The sequence below is a fragment of the Segatella albensis DSM 11370 = JCM 12258 genome (assembly GCF_000426565.1).
In the GTDB taxonomy this organism is placed as follows: Bacteria; Bacteroidota; Bacteroidia; order Bacteroidales; family Bacteroidaceae; genus Prevotella; species Prevotella albensis.
This window is the reverse complement of sequence record NZ_AUFP01000006.1, coordinates 151,664-168,848: the sequence shown is the minus strand read 5'-3', so window position 1 is coordinate 168,848 and position 17,185 is coordinate 151,664. Positions and strand designations below refer to the sequence as shown.

Sequence of the window (17,185 nt, the reverse complement as noted above, 5' to 3'; positions counted from 1 at the left end):
CAATTTGAGAGATACTCAATGAGAACGTTAACTAATATTCATGAAAGAATAGAATAAAACAAATATAAAACTATTAAAAATGGCAGCATTAGGAAAAATCAGACAAAAAGGTATTATTCTGATTTGTATTATCGGTTTTGGCCTTTTTGCCTTCATCGCCGAAGAAGCTTTTCGTTCATGTGAGTCAACACAGAATGATCAGCGTCAGCAGGTAGGTGAAGTGTTAGGAGAGAAAATCAATGTAAATGATTTCCAGAAATTAGTCGATGAGTACACTGAAGTGATTAAGATGCAACAGGGTACCGAGAACCTTTCTGAAGACCAGTTGAATCAGGTTAAGGATATGGTTTGGAACACCTATGTACAGTCAAAGCTTGTAGAGAAAGAAGCTAAGGAACTCGGCTTGACCGTTACCGACGAAGAGTTGCAGAATATCCTAAAGGAAGGTACCAATCCAATGCTTCTTCAGACACCGTTTGTAAATCAGCAGACAGGCCGTTTCGATGCATCAGCATTGCAGAAGTTCCTTGCAGATTATAAAGCCAACAAGGCAGCTGGAAATGCACAGGTTCAAGAGCAGTACGACAAGATTTACAAGTATTGGAGTTTTATCGAGAAGACATTACGTCAGCAGACTCTTGCACAGAAATATCAGAGCTTGTTAGCACATTGTTTCCTATCAAATCCAGTAGAAGCCAAGATGGCATTCAAGGAAGAGAACGAAGAGAACAATATTCAGTTGGCAGCATTCCCATATTCAGATATTGCAGACAGCAAGGTAAAGATCACAGAGAGCGATCTCAAGGAGAAGTATGACGAGTTGAAGCCACGTTTCAAGCAGTCAGTAGAGAGTCGCGACATCAAGTTTGTAGACTTCCAGGTTAACGCAAGCAATGCCGACCGTGCTGCTTTGAATAAAGAGTTTGCAGGCTACCAGAAGACATTGTCAACCGTAACAGATCCAACAGAAGTTGTTCGCAAGAGCGCATCTTTGATTCCATATCTTGGTGCACCAGCTCCTAAAGAGTTCTTCCCACAAGACATCGCTTCAATGTTAGATTCTATCTCAGCAGGTACAACATCTACCGTGAAGTACAACGCCGGTGACAACACCTTGAACATAGTAAAACTTTTGGCAAAGGTATCACTTCCAGATTCAGTACAGTATCGCATGATTCAGGTAGGAGGTGCAGATGTCAATGCAGCAAAGAAGACCGCCGATTCAGTATATACCGCCCTTAAGGGAGGAGCCGATTTCGAAGCACTCTCTAAGAAGTACGGTCAGACAGGCGAGAAGATTTGGGCAACATCACAGCAGCTAGTAGGTATGCTTGCTCAGAGCGCATCAGCAGACAACAAGGCCATTGTCAATGCCATTCAGAATGGAGAAGTAAACTCTTTGAACAATGTAGCCCTGACCCAAGGAAACATCATCCTTCAGGTTCTCGACCGCAAGGGTTTCAAGGAGAACTTCACAGCAGCAGTTATCAAGAAGACAGTAGACTTCTCACAGGAGACCTATCGTTCAGCATACAACAAGTTCTCATCATTTGTTAGTGCAAATCAGTCAGCAGAGTCTATTGTAAAGAACGCAGCAAAGAGCGGTTACAAGGTACAAGAGTTGAAAGATGTAACAACATCATCACATTATATCGCAAATATCCATTCTACACGTGATGCATTGAAGTGGCTCTTTGATGCAAAAGAAGGCGAAGTATCACCAATGTATGAGTGTGGTAACAACGACCACCTGTTGGTAGTAGTACTCGACAAGATTCACGCCAAAGGATATCGCGGTTTAGAGGATCCACAGGTTAAGGAAATGGTCAAGGCCGAGGTTCTTCGCGACAAGAAGGCAGAGATGATCATGGCCAAGTTGAATGGAGTAAAGAGCATTGCAGCCGCTAAGGCCAAGGGAGCAAAGATTTCTTCAGTAGATCAGGTAACCTTTGCAGCTCCAGTATTCATTTCAGCAACAGGTGCCAGCGAGCCAGCACTTTCAGGAGCAGTATATGCAACAGCCAATGGCAAGTTTGCTTCACATCCAGTAAAGGGTAATGCCGGAGTTTACTTGTTCCAGGTAGTAAGCAAGAAGATGCGTCCTGTTAAGTTCGATGAGAAAGCCCAGGAGCAGAAGTGTCGTCAGAAGGCAATGCAGTATGCCGGCAACTTCATGCAGGAGCTTTACCTCAACGCCGATGTAGTAGATAACCGCTACTTGTTCTTCTAAGTAGAGAGATCAGTAATTTTATATATATATGAAAACCCCGGGAGTTTTTTACTCCCGGGGTTTATTATTTTTAATTTACAGGCTCATTTACAGGCTCATTATAGCTGATAAGTTATTAATCATAAAGAGAATATGTCAAGACGTTGACATATCCTCTTTTTTATTCTTATCAGTAATACACCTTGAGGATAAATTATTGTTTGATTCTAAAAGTATACACCTTTGCAGATTTAGTATTAGTCATCATGTTTGTGATAGCAAGACAATACTCTCCAGGTTCCAAATTTGCCGTACTGATAACGACAGAGTTCTCTCCATATTTTCACCTTACCCACGCCAACGAGGAAGAGCGATGCAACCAATCTGCATAGACAAAAATAAATACAAAAAAAAGAGCAAAACTTCTGGTTTTGCTCATATATTCTTTCTTACCACATGCATCTTTATATAGCTGGGCAATCATTAAGATATCACCCGGTGAATCTGCTTAACGAAATCCTTCAGTTGGATGAAGTGATCACCGAAGGCACCACGCCAATTATTCATTTTCAGCGGATATTCCATGAAACTCTTTGTTTCGATGTCACCGTTCACACTTACATAATCGAGGATATTCTTTAGGTAACGCTCCTGTTCAGACGTTAAATTACTGTCATTGATGAAGTTTTGATATATCTGTAACGCCTTCTTCCTGTCGATACCATTGATGACACGGATGAAAGCAGCCACATTATTCTTATACGGATGCCCCTCAGCCAGTTCTTCAAACTCCTTACGCGTACCGAGTTCCTCAAAGAAGATACGTTCCAACTCAGCAAAGTCAGCAGAGGTAAGTTGCTCAAAGTTTTGAATCTTATGTAGGGTAGGGTTATCAGTATTCTTGGCCAGATAATCGATGACACGCTGTTTGTACGAAGTCTGGATGACAGAATCCCCAATCGTTTCTACCATCTCGTAAGGATCGTCGATATCTATGATAAACTTCTTCGTCTTACGAGTATCCTCAAGGAGTTTGATGAGGTCTCGTAGTTCCGTTCTCACGTATTCAAGTCCATTAAGCGACTCCTCCTCCCAGAATTGCGGTTTCTGCACTTTTCTGATGGTGTTGATGCGTGCCATGACAATAGGCACAGTTCCCTTTTTCTCCAGATGAGAAGCGATGTTCACCACCACCTGTTTGAACTGTCCTGCATGAACTTCCGGATTGATAAGGGCCAGTTGCAGATGCAGCATGATGACATCAAACTTCTTCGCCGACTCATCATCGCTGTCCTTTGGAATGAGTTTACCGATTTCCTTAAGTTTTAAGACATCCTCTTCAGAAAGACATGTCCACCTGTCCTTATCACGGAAAGGTTCGATGATTCCCCAGTACGGGCGTGCATCCTTGCGCTCCTTTACGATGCTCCTAACTTGCTGATGCAGTAACACTTTCAGGTCATCATGCAATTTCTTGTCGAACTCCTTCTCCTGATGGTTCGCACTCTGCAACTCCTTTGCGATATCAAGTCTCAGCGAGAAAAGTCTCTCGGTCAACGACATACTGTTAGAAGAGCCGATACCCTCCGGATTCTCAGAGAAATAATCAAAGTTACCACACCAGTCAAAGATATAGAACAACTCTTTATCCTTTCCTTCCCCGAATATGTTAGGGCACAGACGCGTACCGCGACCGATCATCTGTTCAAACTTAATCTTCGACTTAACGACCTTGAAGAATACAAGGTTCAACACCTCAGGCACATCGATACCCGTGTCGAGCATATCCACGCTGACGGCAATCTGTGGCAACTTCTCAGGCATCTTGAAGTCACGGATGATCTTGTCATGATGCTTCACCTGGTTATCTATCAATTGGCAATAATCAGCTCCACGGTTAGGATAGAGCGTATGAAACCGCTCCACGATTCTTTCAGCATGCTTATGATTATAGGCAAAGATGATCGTCTTACCGATATCCTCGCCACTTCTTATCTTCAGTCCATTTTCCATCAACTCCGACAGTACATTGTCGATGGTATCATCATTGATGAGATAACGGAAGATCTCATTGCCCTCAATATCACGATGATACTCCTTATTAGGGTCGATACCCTTCAGCATCTTCTCATAATCCCACACCTTCTCCAGTTCATCACGCTGTTCAGAAGTAAGGTCATCATATTTGATACCATTGTTGATGATCTTCGAATGATGCAGTTTTGCCTTGTACGGCACGAGATAACCATCCTTCACCGCCTCCTCGAAATTATATTCAAAGTTAGGTTCATTCTCCAGTTCCAACAGACGGAACGTATTCTTGTCGATCTCGTCACGAGGCGTTGCCGTCAGACCGATGAGGAGCGAATCGAAATAATCGAAGATAGCCTTATATTTTCCGAATACCGAGCGATGCGCCTCATCGATGATGATAAGGTCGAAGTGTCCGATGCTGAATTTTGTATTAGCATCATTGATATAGTTGATCATCGTCTGGTAGGTAGAGAAAACGAACCGAGCCTCCAAATCAGGTTCATCGTCATCAGATAGCGACGTCATCGACTCGCTGGGTAGCAGATTCTCATAATTGCTTCGCGCCTGACCCACCAGTTCCGTGCGGTCGGCCAAGAACAACACATTCTTGACCCAATTGTTATTGGTGAGCAACTTACAGAGCGCAATGCTCACACGAGTTTTTCCCGTACCCGTTGCCAATACGAGCAGACCACGGCGATGCTTCATGTTGAGCCATTCCACGAGACTCTTGATGGCCGTCTTCTGATAAGGTCGATTGGTTATCGCATCATCGATGGTCAAGTCCGTGATGTCAGCACGTCCACGTTTCTGAATCAGATATTCCAAGTCCTCATGGCTATGGAATGAAATAACGTCACGGTCTGGATAACCCATACCGTCAATGACCTTGGTTACATAGCCATTGGTGTAATAGATGACAGGGCGAACACCGTACTTGGCTTCCAAGCAATCCGCATACATAATTGCTTGTTTTCTACCTTTCCCGGCATTCTGGATGGTACTCTTTGCCTCGATAACAGCCAAAGGTTTACCACCTTTACTGAATAACACATAGTCGCAATAACCTATACCGCTTGGCGTAGGCATACCTTTCACCTTTACCTCGATACAAGCCTTTCCCCCTTGTATGTCGCCCTTCGCGGTGAGGATATCCCATTTAGCCTCGTTGAGCATATAGTCGATAAGGCACTTCCTGGTGATAGCCTCGCTGGCAAGCGACTCCCTCGGTTTTTCGCCCGGGATGACAGGATTCTCTACGACCTCTTGTGGCACGCTGTTGACCACATCGATAGCAACCTTCGGCTCTTCCGATGATTCAACATGAACACCCGGGAACACCTGTGGCACAAGGGTAGCGTCGAAAGCCTGAATGCTCTTGATAGCCTTCCAGCGATACAGGAATCCGCTAACGACATAATATAAAGCACGCAAGCAGATGAAAGCATCATTCTTTCTTATGGTCTGAGTACCGATATGAGAGGCATAGTTGCCGATCTTCTTCACGGTAAACATATCCTGCTTAAATACATAGTCTTCGTTGATGAAAGCATCAATTTCCGGTCGCCTCATCATATCGCTGAGCGTCTCGTGCTTTTCGAGCGTTACCGAAGCCATAGCCAGATGCTGTTTTACCAGCCATTCCAAAGCCTTACGGGCATTGCCGGCCGACTCCTCCGGGAAGGAATTCTGAAATATTTCTGCCTTATCGCAATATGCGTGCAGTTGGCTAAAGCTCGGTATCTGCTGAGCCAAAAGCTGGATAAAGTCGAAATTCTTCATGGGCGTTAATTGTTTTAGTCAAACCAATACTGCATCCGGGATGCAAGTAAGGTTTCGAGGGTCTTTATCGTAGAACTGATTTGTAGCTTCTGTTGCTCAATAGCAGAAATTCTTTCAGCGAATGTTTGCTGGAGAGGCAGAGGCGGAAGAATTAGTTTAAAATTCCTAAAATCGGTCATTGAAACTCTCGGCATCTTAGCTCCTGCAACCTTTATATTAATGAAATCTACAAAAGATTTATTTCTTAACACAAAAGCAAGAAAGATTCTGTTGAGATGTTTTTTATCTGGTAACAATGGAAGAAGCTCGGATGTACAATAACCATTACCGTTAGGTATCACAACTTTATTTAAATATGGGCGCAATTTGGAATATAAAACATTGTCTTCATTGAAGGTAAATGTAGAATTACCAATCTTAGATTTCTCAACATATTTTCTATCAATTACCCTTCCTGTCATAGATTCTACCATATCAAGGTTCAGTAACCAGTATTTCCCTTCTTTTGATACGATTTCTCCTTTATATGAAACGCAAGGTGCAATTTTACCTATTACTTCTGTAGCCCATCCTTTTTCATTTTCAACGGGGTCACCAAACATATCATAGAATATGCTTTGAGCAAGAGAATCAAGATCTTCCAATTGTGATTTCTTTAAAGAAATTAACTCGTTGATCTTATCAAGTTCTGATACAATAGATTGCTGAGTAGAAAGAGGAGGAAAAGCTATTTTATGTTTTGAAATGGTTGCTTTATTAAGAGTTAAGCCCATTACAGCTTTATTTGCTCCTTCCCATTTATAGCCCTGTAAGTAATAATATAAAAAGTTAGGAATTATCTCATAACCTTCTTTTAGGTTGAAGGCTATAATAGCCTCATTAGTATATAAATCTTTTCCCGCAATTGCACACTTTCCCACAGTTAGTTTGAAACTCATGATAACCGTACCTTTTTTCACTTGGCGAATGTTAGAGGCTAAAATAGCTTCGTCTGTGATGTGCTCATTTGAGTCAAATATTTCTTTTTTGACCAAGTCACGAATAGAAACCCAAACATTATCTCCACCAAAATACTGTGGCGTTTTTCTGTCTGGAGTCTTACCCATTTGCAAGTTAAATACTTCGTCAAATCTATATTGTTCCCAACCTTCTCTCATGCCTTTTCCTCTAACATCTTGTAAAGTTCGCTATAACTTTTCACGTATTCGCTTTCCGTCTTTTCCAAGCGAGCGAGAATATCCTTGACAGGTTCATATTCCACCTTTTCACGCTCCACCTCCTTGTACTTGTTGATAGAGAGATCATAATCATTTTCGCGAATCTCATCTATAGGGACAAAGAAACTTTGCTCTTTGCGAGTTCGACTTTCCTCAGCTTTGAGATTGTGGAAACGAGCAACAATATCAGGAATATCGTTCTCAGAGATTTCACTTCGCTTGTCATCGAGCGAATAACCATCAGCTCTCATGTCATAGAACCATACCTTATCCGTACCGCCACTATTGGTCTTGGTAAAGATGAGGACAGCCGTACTTACTCCCGCATAAGGTTTGAAGACACCACTCGGCATAGAGATGACAGCACGCAACTGCTGATGCTCTACGATCTCTTTGCGTATGGCGATATGCGCCTTACTGGTACCAAACAACACACCGTCCGGGACGATGCTGGCACAACGACCACCAACCTCCAAAGAGCGAACAAACTGAGCAAGGAACAATAATTCCGTCTTCTTGGTATTCGCATAGGCAAGAATCTTCTTGTTGATGTTTCCCTTATCCAGACTACCGGCAAAAGGAGGGTTCGCCATGATGAGCGAGTAACAGTTCTGGTCCTCATTCTGCTCGGAAAGAGAATCACGCCATGCAAGGTTCGGACTGCTGATGTCGTGAAGCAACAAGTTCATGGCACCAATGCGAAGCATCGTCTGGTCGGTATCGAAACCGTTTATCATGTTGGTCTTGATGTGCTCCATCTCGTCCTGCGCAAACAGAGCCTCCTCGTTCTTTTCCTTGATATATTTCACGGCCTCAACGAGGAAACCGGCGCTACCCATGGCTGGGTCGCAGATATAATCCTGTGGGGTAGGCTCCATCATCTCCACGATCATACGGATGATATGGCGAGGCGTGCGGAACTGTCCGTTCGTGCCGGAAGCAGCCATCTTGCCAAGGATGTACTCATATACGTCACCCATGGTATCACGGTTGTTCATGTCAAGGGCATCAACGCCGTCAACGACCTTAGAGAGGGTACGGGCGTTAGGGATGAGGAATATCGCCGACTTCATATAACGGCTATAAGCACTCTCTTCGCCTGTTCCGATATGCTTGATGAACTCGAAAACACTCTGTCGCACAATCTTGAACATATTGTCAGAACCGAAGTTCTTGAACACGTGCCAACGGAGATGCTCGTAAGGTATTCCGGTCTTCTCCTCTTCGGTAGTAGCTTCCGGGTTCACCCATCGCTCACCGGCAGGGAAAGTAGGATTCTGAACCTCAGCATCCCAGTCGCGGGCATTCGCCTCCTCTTGCAACTGCTTGTCATCGAGCATCTTCATAAAGAAGATATACGTCATCTGTTCCAATACCGTTATCGGATTGGTGATACCAGCCACGAAGAACGTATCCCATATCTGGTCGATTTTGTTTTTTATATCGCCTGTGATCATATTCTGTTTTTTAGTCTTATACTTTTCATTACACAAGAGCTCATAGATAGATTTACTTCCAGGGTAGAAAGTAACAGTATTAGAGAGCATTTTGTCTGTAGTTTTTCTATTTATCTGCAAAACTACAATTTTTTACTTTAATAGAGAAAAATTGGCAAGTATTTTATGAATATTCGTGCTATATTTGCCGTTTTCCCGCCTATTTGCCCCTATAATTCATCAAAATCCTCGTCATAATCCTCATCATAATAATCATCATATAGGTCGTTATCATCCCTTCTGTTTTTGCCACTCTTTAGCAAAATCGATGAAAATAAAAATCTAAGAAATTTCATAATCGTTCTATTTTAAGTTTCACGGGACAAAGGTATATCATCTTTGTGCAACCTTTCTGCACAGAGACAAAAACTATGTTAATATCGGTTCGTACTGTTCGGGAATCCTTCGGGATGCGTTCGGGATAAGAAGACAATGTTTATTTTAATAATAATATTTTTGGGTTTCATGGAAAATGATTATATTTGCCAAATTCATTGAAAATACAAAAATATTTGAAGTATCAAAGAAAAGATAAGATGAAACGGGTAATAGTAATATCGACGAGTCTTCGTCATGGTTCCAACAGCGATATACTCGCTGACAAGTTCGTGGAAGGTGCTCAAGCAGCCGGAAACGAAGTAGAGAAGATTTCACTCTCCGGCAAAGAGATCCAGTTCTGTAGAGGCTGTATGGCGTGTCACAAACTGGGGCATTGTGCCATCAAGGACGATGTCAATGATATCATGGCCAAGGTGATGGAAGCCGATGTCATCGTTTGGGCAACACCAATCTACTATTATGAGATGAGCGGACAGATGAAGACGCTTATCGACCGCATGAATGCTATGTACGGTCGTGATTATAAGTTCCGTGATGTGTATCTGTTGACCACGGCTGCCGATGAAGAACCGGAGACTCCGAAACGTGCCGAGGTCGGACTGAGCGGTTGGATAGCTTGCTATCCCAAGAGTCGTTTGGCCGGTACGCTCTTCTGCGGAGGCGTAAACGAACCAAAGGCCATCGAAGGTAATGCTAAGTTGCAGGAGGCTTACGAAATGGGAACTAAGATCTGTTAATGTCTGATAAATGACTGAGATAAGAAAAGCTAGCAAAGGGCAAGCGTCGGCAATTGCTTCATTGATTATGATGGCAATGACAGACGAATGTTGTCTGCATTTCTGTGGAGTGGGGCATGGCTTGGACGATTTTCGGAAGATGATGATAGACTTGGTGGAACGCGAGGATTCTCAATATAGCTATAAGAATACCATCGTAGCAATGGATGGTGATAAGGTCGTAGGCGTTGCTGTCAGTTACGACGGTGCCATACTTCATGAATTGCGCCGAGCTTTCATCCTGTCTGCTCAAAAATATATCGGGAAAGATCATTCTGGTATGGATGACGAAACGCAAGCCGGTGAACTCTATCTCGACTCTTTGGCCGTGTCGCCGGAATATCGGCGCCAAGGCATTGCCCGGCGCCTTCTGATGGCTACCAAGGAGAAAGCTGACAGAATGCAACTACCATGTGTCGGACTACTCGTAGATAAAGGCAATCCTGCCGGCGAGGCTCTATATGCTTCTGTAGGATTCCGTTATGTCAATGATAATCGTTGGGGCGGGCACCCTATGAAACATTTTCTACTCTTTCATTCCCAATAAAGGGGTGTCCGCAACTTGAATCCTGCGAAGTTTAATAAATCTTATTATTCCTTAATTCTCAACTTACAAAAATGCTCATAATTCGCAAATTCAAAATGGAAGACGGGGTGATTATGAATATTAAAAATATGAGCAAATTACAACTTGTTGATTATCAATGAGTTGTCATTTCTTCGGTAATTTTATTATCGAAATATACCTGATTTGTAGACTTATTCAGTTAACAGCGTAAGGCTACAAACCTATTCGCGTCGATCGACGAAGTTAACTTCGTAAGCTGATGAAGTTAACTTCGTTCAGAAAATCACCTTTTTGCGGAGTATCTTTTGTGCTGTTGAGGCCCTTATGGGTTCCGATATTTCCTAGATGGAGCAAAAAGACGAACATTTTTCTTTTAACAGTTTCGCGAGAATGTTTAAAATTTGTAAAAAGGGATAGTCACTCATTCCTCCTCGCTATGATCCACCTCCGTACGTAATAAGAACGTAGCAGGGAAGAAAGGAGCATCCATGATAATCGTCTGATAACCTTCCTTGTACAGAGGACTTTTACGTCCGGCAACCTCAACGGTAGTGGTGTCATCTTCTACAACCATATACAGATTGCTGGTACATCCGTCATAAGGGTGGTAATCCTCCTCATCATCAGTTTTATAATCACATGAGAAATTTCCCATGTAGAGAATATCTTCCACCTTCTCCTTGGTAATCATTGTCTTGGTTCCTGATTTCTTGTTAGAGCGTCTCGAAGCTCTTTTTGGTTCTAATGGCATACACATAATGATATTCGTTTAATTGTTATACTTGTTGTTTTGATTTCACGCTGCAAAGATATCGTGCGTCTGTGCAGCGTATATGCACAGACGCATTTTTCTTAAAAAACTTTTGTATGTCAGCATTATTTCGTACCTTTGTAAATGGAACAAACAAAATAGAGAAAAATGTTAAAAGCAGCGTTATTTGATCTTGATGGGGTAGTATTCGACACGGAACCTCAGTATACGATATTCTGGGGTGGTATCTGTAAGGAATTTCATCCGGAACTTCCCGGTCTGGAATATAAAATCAAGGGACAGACCCTGGTACAAATCTATGATAAGTACTTTGATGGAGAATTGGCAAAATACCGTGATGAAATTACGGACAGACTGAATGCTTTTGAGGGCAATATGTCTTTCGAATATATCGATGGTCTGCAGAAATTGCTCCGTGAACTAAAGGATAATGGTATCGGCACGGCTGTGGTGACAAGTAGTAACCGACCGAAGATGGAAGCCGTATATCGACAGCATCCAGACTTCAAGAAACTCTTCGACTATATACTCACAAGCGAGGATTTCTCAAAGAGTAAACCGGATCCGGAATGTTATCTGATTGGTGCCGGAAAATTCGGCGCAAGACCGGAAGAATGTGTGGGCTTTGAAGATAGTTTCAACGGTTTGAAAGCCGTACGGGCTGCCGGAGAACTCGTGATCGGACTGGCTACAACGAATGATGCTGAGGCTATCGCACCATACTCGGATGTGGTGATCGCTGACTATAAGGACATGAATATAGCAAAAATCAAAGCTTTGTTTGGCGATATGCAAAAAAATGTTTAACTTTGCCGCCAATTTTAGAAATAAGCAATGGGATATTTATCTACTGACAAGAAGAAAATTACTGCGAAGACTTTCGTGGAAATGAAAAATGCAGGCGAAAAGATAACAATGCTTACAGCCTACGATTTTACTACAGCCGGCATCATCGATCAGGCTGGTATTGATGGTATTTTGATTGGCGACTCTGCCTCTAACGTGATGGCAGGTAACGAGAATACAATTCCTATTACCGTAGATCAGATGATTTATCATGCAAAGGCCGTCGCTAAGGCTTGCAAGCATTGTCTCGTCATCTGTGATATGCCTTTCGGTAGCTATCAGGTGAGCCGCGAGGAGGGCATTCGCAACGCGATCCGTATCATCAAGGAGAGTGGTGCTGATGCGGTAAAGATGGAAGGTGGTGAGGAAATCGCTGATACCGTAAAGGGTATTATCGATGCCGGTATCCCTGTGATGGGACACCTCGGATTGACCCCTCAGAGCGTTCATAAATTCGGTGGATATGGCCTTAGAGCTAAGCAGGAGGCAGAGGCTCAGAAACTCCTCAAGGATGCTAAGATATTAGACGAGGTGGGATGCTTCGGTATCACACTGGAGAAAGTGCCTGCAGCGCTGGCTGCTGAGGTGACAAAGAGCGTGAAAGCCGCTACTATCGGTATCGGTGCCGGTCATGACACAGATGGTCAGATATTGGTATATGCAGATGCTTTGGGTATGACCCAGGGCTTCAAACCGAAGTTCTTGCGCCATTTCGCTCAAGTGGCCGAGGTGATGAATAATGGAGTTCAAGAATATATAAAGACTGTAAAGGAATCTACATTCCCGAGCGACGAAGAAAGTTATTAAAATCGTGGATACTCAAAATACACCAATCCATGTAACGCTATGGCATAAGGATTTCTGGATGCTGGCGTTTGCTAATATGCTCCTGTCTATGAGTGCGTATATGCTCATTCCTATGATACCGCCTCATATGATGAAACTGGGCTATGATCCGTTGATTACGGCCACAGCAATGGGTGTGTTCGGCATTGGTGTATTCCTCTTTGGACCTCTCATCAATTGGTATGTACAGAAATATCGTAGAAATAGGGTGTGCATCCGTGCTATGCTTTTCATGGCCATCACGGTGGCTTTGATGTATTATTTGGAGGTTTATTCCCATTCGCAACTGGATGTCTTCGTATTGATCGTTGACAGGTTGATGATGGGCGCTTTCTACGGTCTTGCCAAGATGATACTCTGTGGAACGTTGATCATCGATAAATGTGAGAGCTTCCAACGTACCGAGGCTAATCATGTGATGTCATGGTTCGGAAGGTTCGCTTTAGCCATCGGACCTGTGGCTAGTCTGCCAATCTCCCAATTCTGGGGATTCGGTTATACGCTTGTCGCGTCGGGAATATGTATCCTGGGAGCTATCATCCTCGTGGAAGCCGTATCATTCCCGTTTAAGGCCCCTGATGATGACTTGAAGAGATTCTCTCTTGATAGATTCTTCCTGCTAAGAGGAATGCCACTTTTCTTCATTCTCGTCTTAGTGGCCGCAGTTGTCGGAATCCTCTTTGCCTTGCCGATGGCAGATCGATTCTTCGGTATGATGATGTTCGGATTTTTGATCGCGTTACTGGCAGAGAAATATGTATTCGCAGATGCCAACCTGAAGAGTGAGACGATAACCGGTCTGATCATGATTATGGTCGCGCTGCTGTTGCTCGTCACACGAGATATGCCAATAGTTCGTTCTATCGCTCCAGTGTTTATAGGATTCGGCGTAGGCATCATCGGAAGTCGCTTCCTGTTATTCTTTATCAAATTGGCGGGACATTGCCAGCGTGGAACCTCGCAGAGTACACATTTCCTAGGATGGGAATTGGGTATGAACCTCGGATTGTTCGTCGGTATTGTGATGTGGCCGAAGAACGTTTCACAACTGACAGGAAATGCCATGAGAACCATCATCAACGAGCATTATCTGATCGGAATATCAGTTTGTCTTTTTGTGTTACTACTCTACAATTTTATTATACATTCTTGGTATATGCGTAATAAAAACCGGTAATAACCACAAAAGTTTCTTAAATTATAGAATTTGAGTAAGTTTTTTAATATTATTTAGACACTCCAATTCGCTTATATTTGTCTTTTTCTGTATTTTTGCGCTTGAATTTAAGATTTAGAACTAAATAACGTAGAAATATGGCAGAAGCTATAGACATCCGTGAACTTAATATTCGGATAGAACAACAAAGCCAGTTCGTCACGAATCTGACTCTTGGCATGAATAAGGTTATTGTCGGTCAGAAGCATCTTATCGATTCTTTGTTGATAGGTTTGCTGAGTGATGGTCATATCCTGCTTGAAGGTGTACCGGGATTGGCAAAAACCTTGGCTATAAAAACACTTGCTCAATTGATTGATAGTGATTATAGTCGTATTCAGTTTACTCCAGACTTGTTGCCTGCTGATGTTGTGGGTACTCAGATATATTCTCAGAAGGACGAGACCTTCCAGGTGAAGAAGGGTCCTGTCTTTGCTAACTTCGTGTTGGCTGATGAGATCAACCGTGCTCCGGCAAAGGTGCAGAGTGCTTTGCTCGAGGCAATGCAAGAGCATCAGGTGACAATCGGTGAACATACTTTCAAGTTGCCTAACCCATTCTTGGTGATGGCTACCCAGAACCCAATAGAGCAGGAGGGTACTTATCAGTTGCCTGAAGCTCAGGTGGATCGTTTCATGCTGAAGGTGGTAATCGACTATCCGACTTTGGAGGAGGAGAAACTCATCATCCGTGAGAACTTGGCCGGACAGATGCCTGTGGTAACTCCTGTGGTAAGCAAGGAGGAAATCATCGAGGCTCGCAAGGTTGTGAACGAGGTATATATCGATGAGAAGATCGAACAGTATATTGCTAATATCATCTTCGCCAGTCGTTATCCGGAACGTTATGGCTTGAGCAATCTCAAGGAGATGATGACCTTCGGTGGTAGCCCTCGTGCAAGTATCGCGTTGGCAAAGGCCGCACGTGCTTATGCCTTTATCAAGCATAGAGGATATGTGGTACCTGAGGATGTGCGTGCCGTGGTACACGACGTGATGCGCCATCGTATCGGACTGAGCTACGAGGCAGAGGCAAGTAACATTACTTCAGAAGAAATCGTAAGTCAGATTATCAATAAGGTTGAGGTGCCTTAATGGATACACAAGAGATATTAAAGAAAGTCAGGAAGATAGAGATCAAGGCCCGTGGACTGAGCCAGAATATCTTCGCAGGACAGTATCACTCTGCCTTCAAGGGACGTGGTATGGCCTTCTCTGAAGTTCGAGAATATCAGTATGGTGATGATGTCCGTGATATCGACTGGAATGTGACGGCTCGTTTCCATAAACCTTATGTCAAGGTGTTCGAGGAAGAACGTGAACTGACGGTGATGCTGCTGGTGGATGTGAGTGGTTCGCTGGATTTCGGTACCTGTGTAGAGACCAAACGGGATATGGCTACGGAGATCGCGGCAACATTGGCTTTTAGTGCCATTCAGAATAATGATAAGATCGGTGTGATATTCTTCAGCGACAAGATCGAAAAGTATATCCCACCAAAGAAGGGTAGAAAACATATCCTCTATATCATTCGCGAGATGCTAGACTTTAAACCGGAAAGCAAGAAAACTGATATCAGGGCTGCCGTGGAATATCTCACCCGTGTGCAGAAACGCCATTGTACCTCGTTTGTGATCAGCGACTTCTATGATAATCAGGATTTCGAAAAAGAATTCAAGATGGCTAACCAGCGCCACGATATGGTCGCTATCCAAGTATATGATGAGCGTGCGAAGACTTTGCCTGACATCGGACTGATGAAGGTGAGGGATGCGGAAACGGGACACGAGATGTATATCGACACGAGTTCGAGAAAACTGCGTACTGCGCATACCCGATACTGGATGAATCGCCAGGATAAGTTGAAAACAATATTTGCCAAGAGTAAGGTAGACTGGACGAGCATTGCTACAAACCAGGATTTTACAAAGGCTTTGATGCTGTTGTTTAAGAAAAGAAGCTAAAATTGAAAACGATAAAATACATATTGTCTTGTTTGCTGTGTGTGGCATCCCTTTCGGTGAATGCTCAGGTGACAGTGGAACAGAGCATAGACTCTCTGCAGATTTTGATCGGTGAGCAGACACGTCTTCATCTGAAAGTATCTATGAAGGATGGACAGCGTGCCTCGTTACCTTATTATAAGAATAAGCAAATGCTTGTTCCGGGAGTGGAGGTCCTGGGACAGAACGATGCTGATACAGTGAAACTCGACAATGGTATGGTACAGGTGGAGAGAACATATACGCTGACGTCATTTGATGAAAAGGTGTATGCCATTCCTGCTTTACCGGTAAAAGTGTCAGGTAAGTCATATCATGGTAATGTGCTGGCCCTGAAGGTGATATCAGTACCGGTGGATACTGCTCACGCAGAGAGATTCTATATCGGTAACGATGCCACGGATTCACTTTGGGTGCATAATGATGTGCAGGACAATCCTTTCTTATGGAGTGAGTGGAGCAGTATCTTCTGGTACAGTATGCTTACCTTGATTCTGATCCTGTTGCTGGTTTATTTCGTGATTCGTCTTCGTCAGAACAAACCTATTATCGTGAAGTTGCGTGTCGTGAAGCGTATTCCTGCTCATGACAAGGCTTTGAATGCTATCGAGGCGATAAAGGTAAACAAGCATACTGATAATCAGGAGGGACTGAAGGAGTATTACACAAGTCTTACGGATACCCTCCGAGAATATATCGTGAACAGATTTGGTTTCAACGCTATGGAGATGACAAGTTCAGAGATTATCGAACGCTTGAGAAATACGGGTGACCAGAAGATGATCGACGAACTGAAGGAACTCTTCCAGACCGCCGACCTGGTGAAATTCGCTAAGTATGAGACCTTGATCAACGAGAATGACGCCAACCTTGTGAATGCCGTGAAGTTTATTGATGAAACAAAGACTGACGAGGTGGAAAAAGAAGAAAAGGTGGCTCCGACATTATCGGAGACGGATATGCAAACCCGACAGAACAGAAAGGTTCTGAAAACTTTGATTTCTATCCTGACAGCGGGAACTGTGGCTCTTATGGGGTATATCATTTATCAACTATACCTATTGATGTGTTAGTTGGGTGAT

15 protein-coding genes are annotated in these 17,185 nt (G+C 43.4%); 10 read left to right on the top strand and 5 right to left on the bottom strand.

The window, feature by feature from the left end; translation table 11 throughout:
- Positions 1-79 precede the first annotated feature (79 nt).
- Both K333_RS0104895 and K333_RS13110 read left to right on the top strand, forming a co-directional pair.
- Complete coding sequence (locus K333_RS0104895; protein WP_024989538.1) at positions 80-2,230, top strand: peptidylprolyl isomerase; 2,151 nt, start codon at positions 80-82, stop codon at positions 2,228-2,230.
- Between the two features lie 200 nt (positions 2,231-2,430).
- Entirely contained in the window at positions 2,431-2,601 is a 171-nt protein-coding gene (locus K333_RS13110) for a hypothetical protein (RefSeq protein ID WP_154652987.1), read from the top strand.
- Positions 2,602-2,692: 91 nt separating this feature from the next.
- Here the strand turns inward: K333_RS13110 and K333_RS0104890 are convergent, their stop codons facing one another.
- The 4 genes from K333_RS0104890 to K333_RS13555 form a co-directional block, all read right to left on the bottom strand.
- Positions 2,693-6,025 carry a type I restriction endonuclease subunit R gene (locus K333_RS0104890; RefSeq protein WP_027452409.1) on the bottom strand — a complete coding sequence of 1,111 codons (3,333 nt, stop codon included), beginning with the start codon at positions 6,023-6,025 and terminating at the stop codon, positions 2,693-2,695.
- A gap of 14 nt (positions 6,026-6,039) precedes the next feature.
- On the bottom strand, positions 6,040-7,182 hold the full coding sequence (locus K333_RS12660; protein ID WP_024989543.1) for a restriction endonuclease subunit S: 1,143 nt from the start codon (positions 7,180-7,182) through the stop codon (positions 6,040-6,042).
- Positions 7,179-8,699, bottom strand: coding sequence for a class I SAM-dependent DNA methyltransferase (locus K333_RS0104880; protein ID WP_024989544.1), 1,521 nt, complete (start codon positions 8,697-8,699; stop codon positions 7,179-7,181). The genes K333_RS12660 and K333_RS0104880 overlap by 4 nt, the downstream gene beginning before the upstream one ends.
- 209 nt (positions 8,700-8,908) lie before the next feature.
- The gene (locus K333_RS13555) at positions 8,909-9,034 is read right to left on the bottom strand and encodes a hypothetical protein (protein ID WP_262498682.1); all 126 of its coding nucleotides are present in this window, start codon (positions 9,032-9,034) and stop codon (positions 8,909-8,911) included.
- A gap of 240 nt (positions 9,035-9,274) precedes the next feature.
- On the opposite strand from K333_RS13555, the gene K333_RS0104870 reads away from it, so the two are divergent.
- A complete protein-coding gene (locus tag K333_RS0104870) occupies positions 9,275-9,814 on the top strand; it encodes a flavodoxin family protein (RefSeq protein ID WP_024989545.1) in 540 nt (179 codons plus the stop codon).
- A 10-nt stretch (positions 9,815-9,824) separates the two neighbouring features.
- A complete protein-coding gene (locus tag K333_RS0104865; protein ID WP_024989546.1) occupies positions 9,825-10,400 on the top strand; it encodes a GNAT family N-acetyltransferase in 576 nt (191 codons plus the stop codon).
- A 442-nt stretch (positions 10,401-10,842) separates the two neighbouring features.
- Here the strand turns inward: K333_RS0104865 and K333_RS0104860 are convergent, their stop codons facing one another.
- On the bottom strand, positions 10,843-11,172 hold the full coding sequence (locus tag K333_RS0104860) for a hypothetical protein (RefSeq protein ID WP_024989547.1): 330 nt from the start codon (positions 11,170-11,172) through the stop codon (positions 10,843-10,845).
- A 168-nt stretch (positions 11,173-11,340) separates the two neighbouring features.
- Between K333_RS0104860 and K333_RS0104855 the strand changes: the two genes are divergently transcribed.
- The 6 genes from K333_RS0104855 to K333_RS0104830 all read left to right on the top strand — a co-directional run bounded on the left by K333_RS0104855 (position 11,341) and on the right by K333_RS0104830 (position 17,176).
- Positions 11,341-12,000, top strand: coding sequence for an HAD family hydrolase (locus K333_RS0104855; protein WP_024989548.1), 660 nt, complete (start codon positions 11,341-11,343; stop codon positions 11,998-12,000).
- 27 nt (positions 12,001-12,027) lie between these two features.
- A complete protein-coding gene (panB, locus tag K333_RS0104850) occupies positions 12,028-12,846 on the top strand; it encodes a 3-methyl-2-oxobutanoate hydroxymethyltransferase (protein WP_024989549.1) in 819 nt (272 codons plus the stop codon).
- A 4-nt stretch (positions 12,847-12,850) separates the two neighbouring features.
- Positions 12,851-14,062, top strand: coding sequence for an MFS transporter (locus K333_RS0104845; protein WP_024989550.1), 1,212 nt, complete (start codon positions 12,851-12,853; stop codon positions 14,060-14,062).
- A gap of 137 nt (positions 14,063-14,199) precedes the next feature.
- Positions 14,200-15,195, top strand: a complete 996-nt coding sequence (locus K333_RS0104840; protein WP_027452408.1) for an AAA family ATPase — start codon at positions 14,200-14,202, stop codon at positions 15,193-15,195.
- On the top strand, positions 15,195-16,064 hold the full coding sequence (locus tag K333_RS0104835) for a DUF58 domain-containing protein (RefSeq protein ID WP_024989551.1): 870 nt from the start codon (positions 15,195-15,197) through the stop codon (positions 16,062-16,064). Before K333_RS0104840 ends, K333_RS0104835 begins: the two co-directional genes overlap by 1 nt.
- Before the next feature lie 11 nt (positions 16,065-16,075).
- Positions 16,076-17,176 (top strand): BatD family protein, encoded by a 1,101-nt coding sequence (locus K333_RS0104830; protein ID WP_027452407.1) that lies wholly within the window; start codon positions 16,076-16,078, stop codon positions 17,174-17,176.
- Positions 17,177-17,185 lie beyond the last annotated feature (9 nt).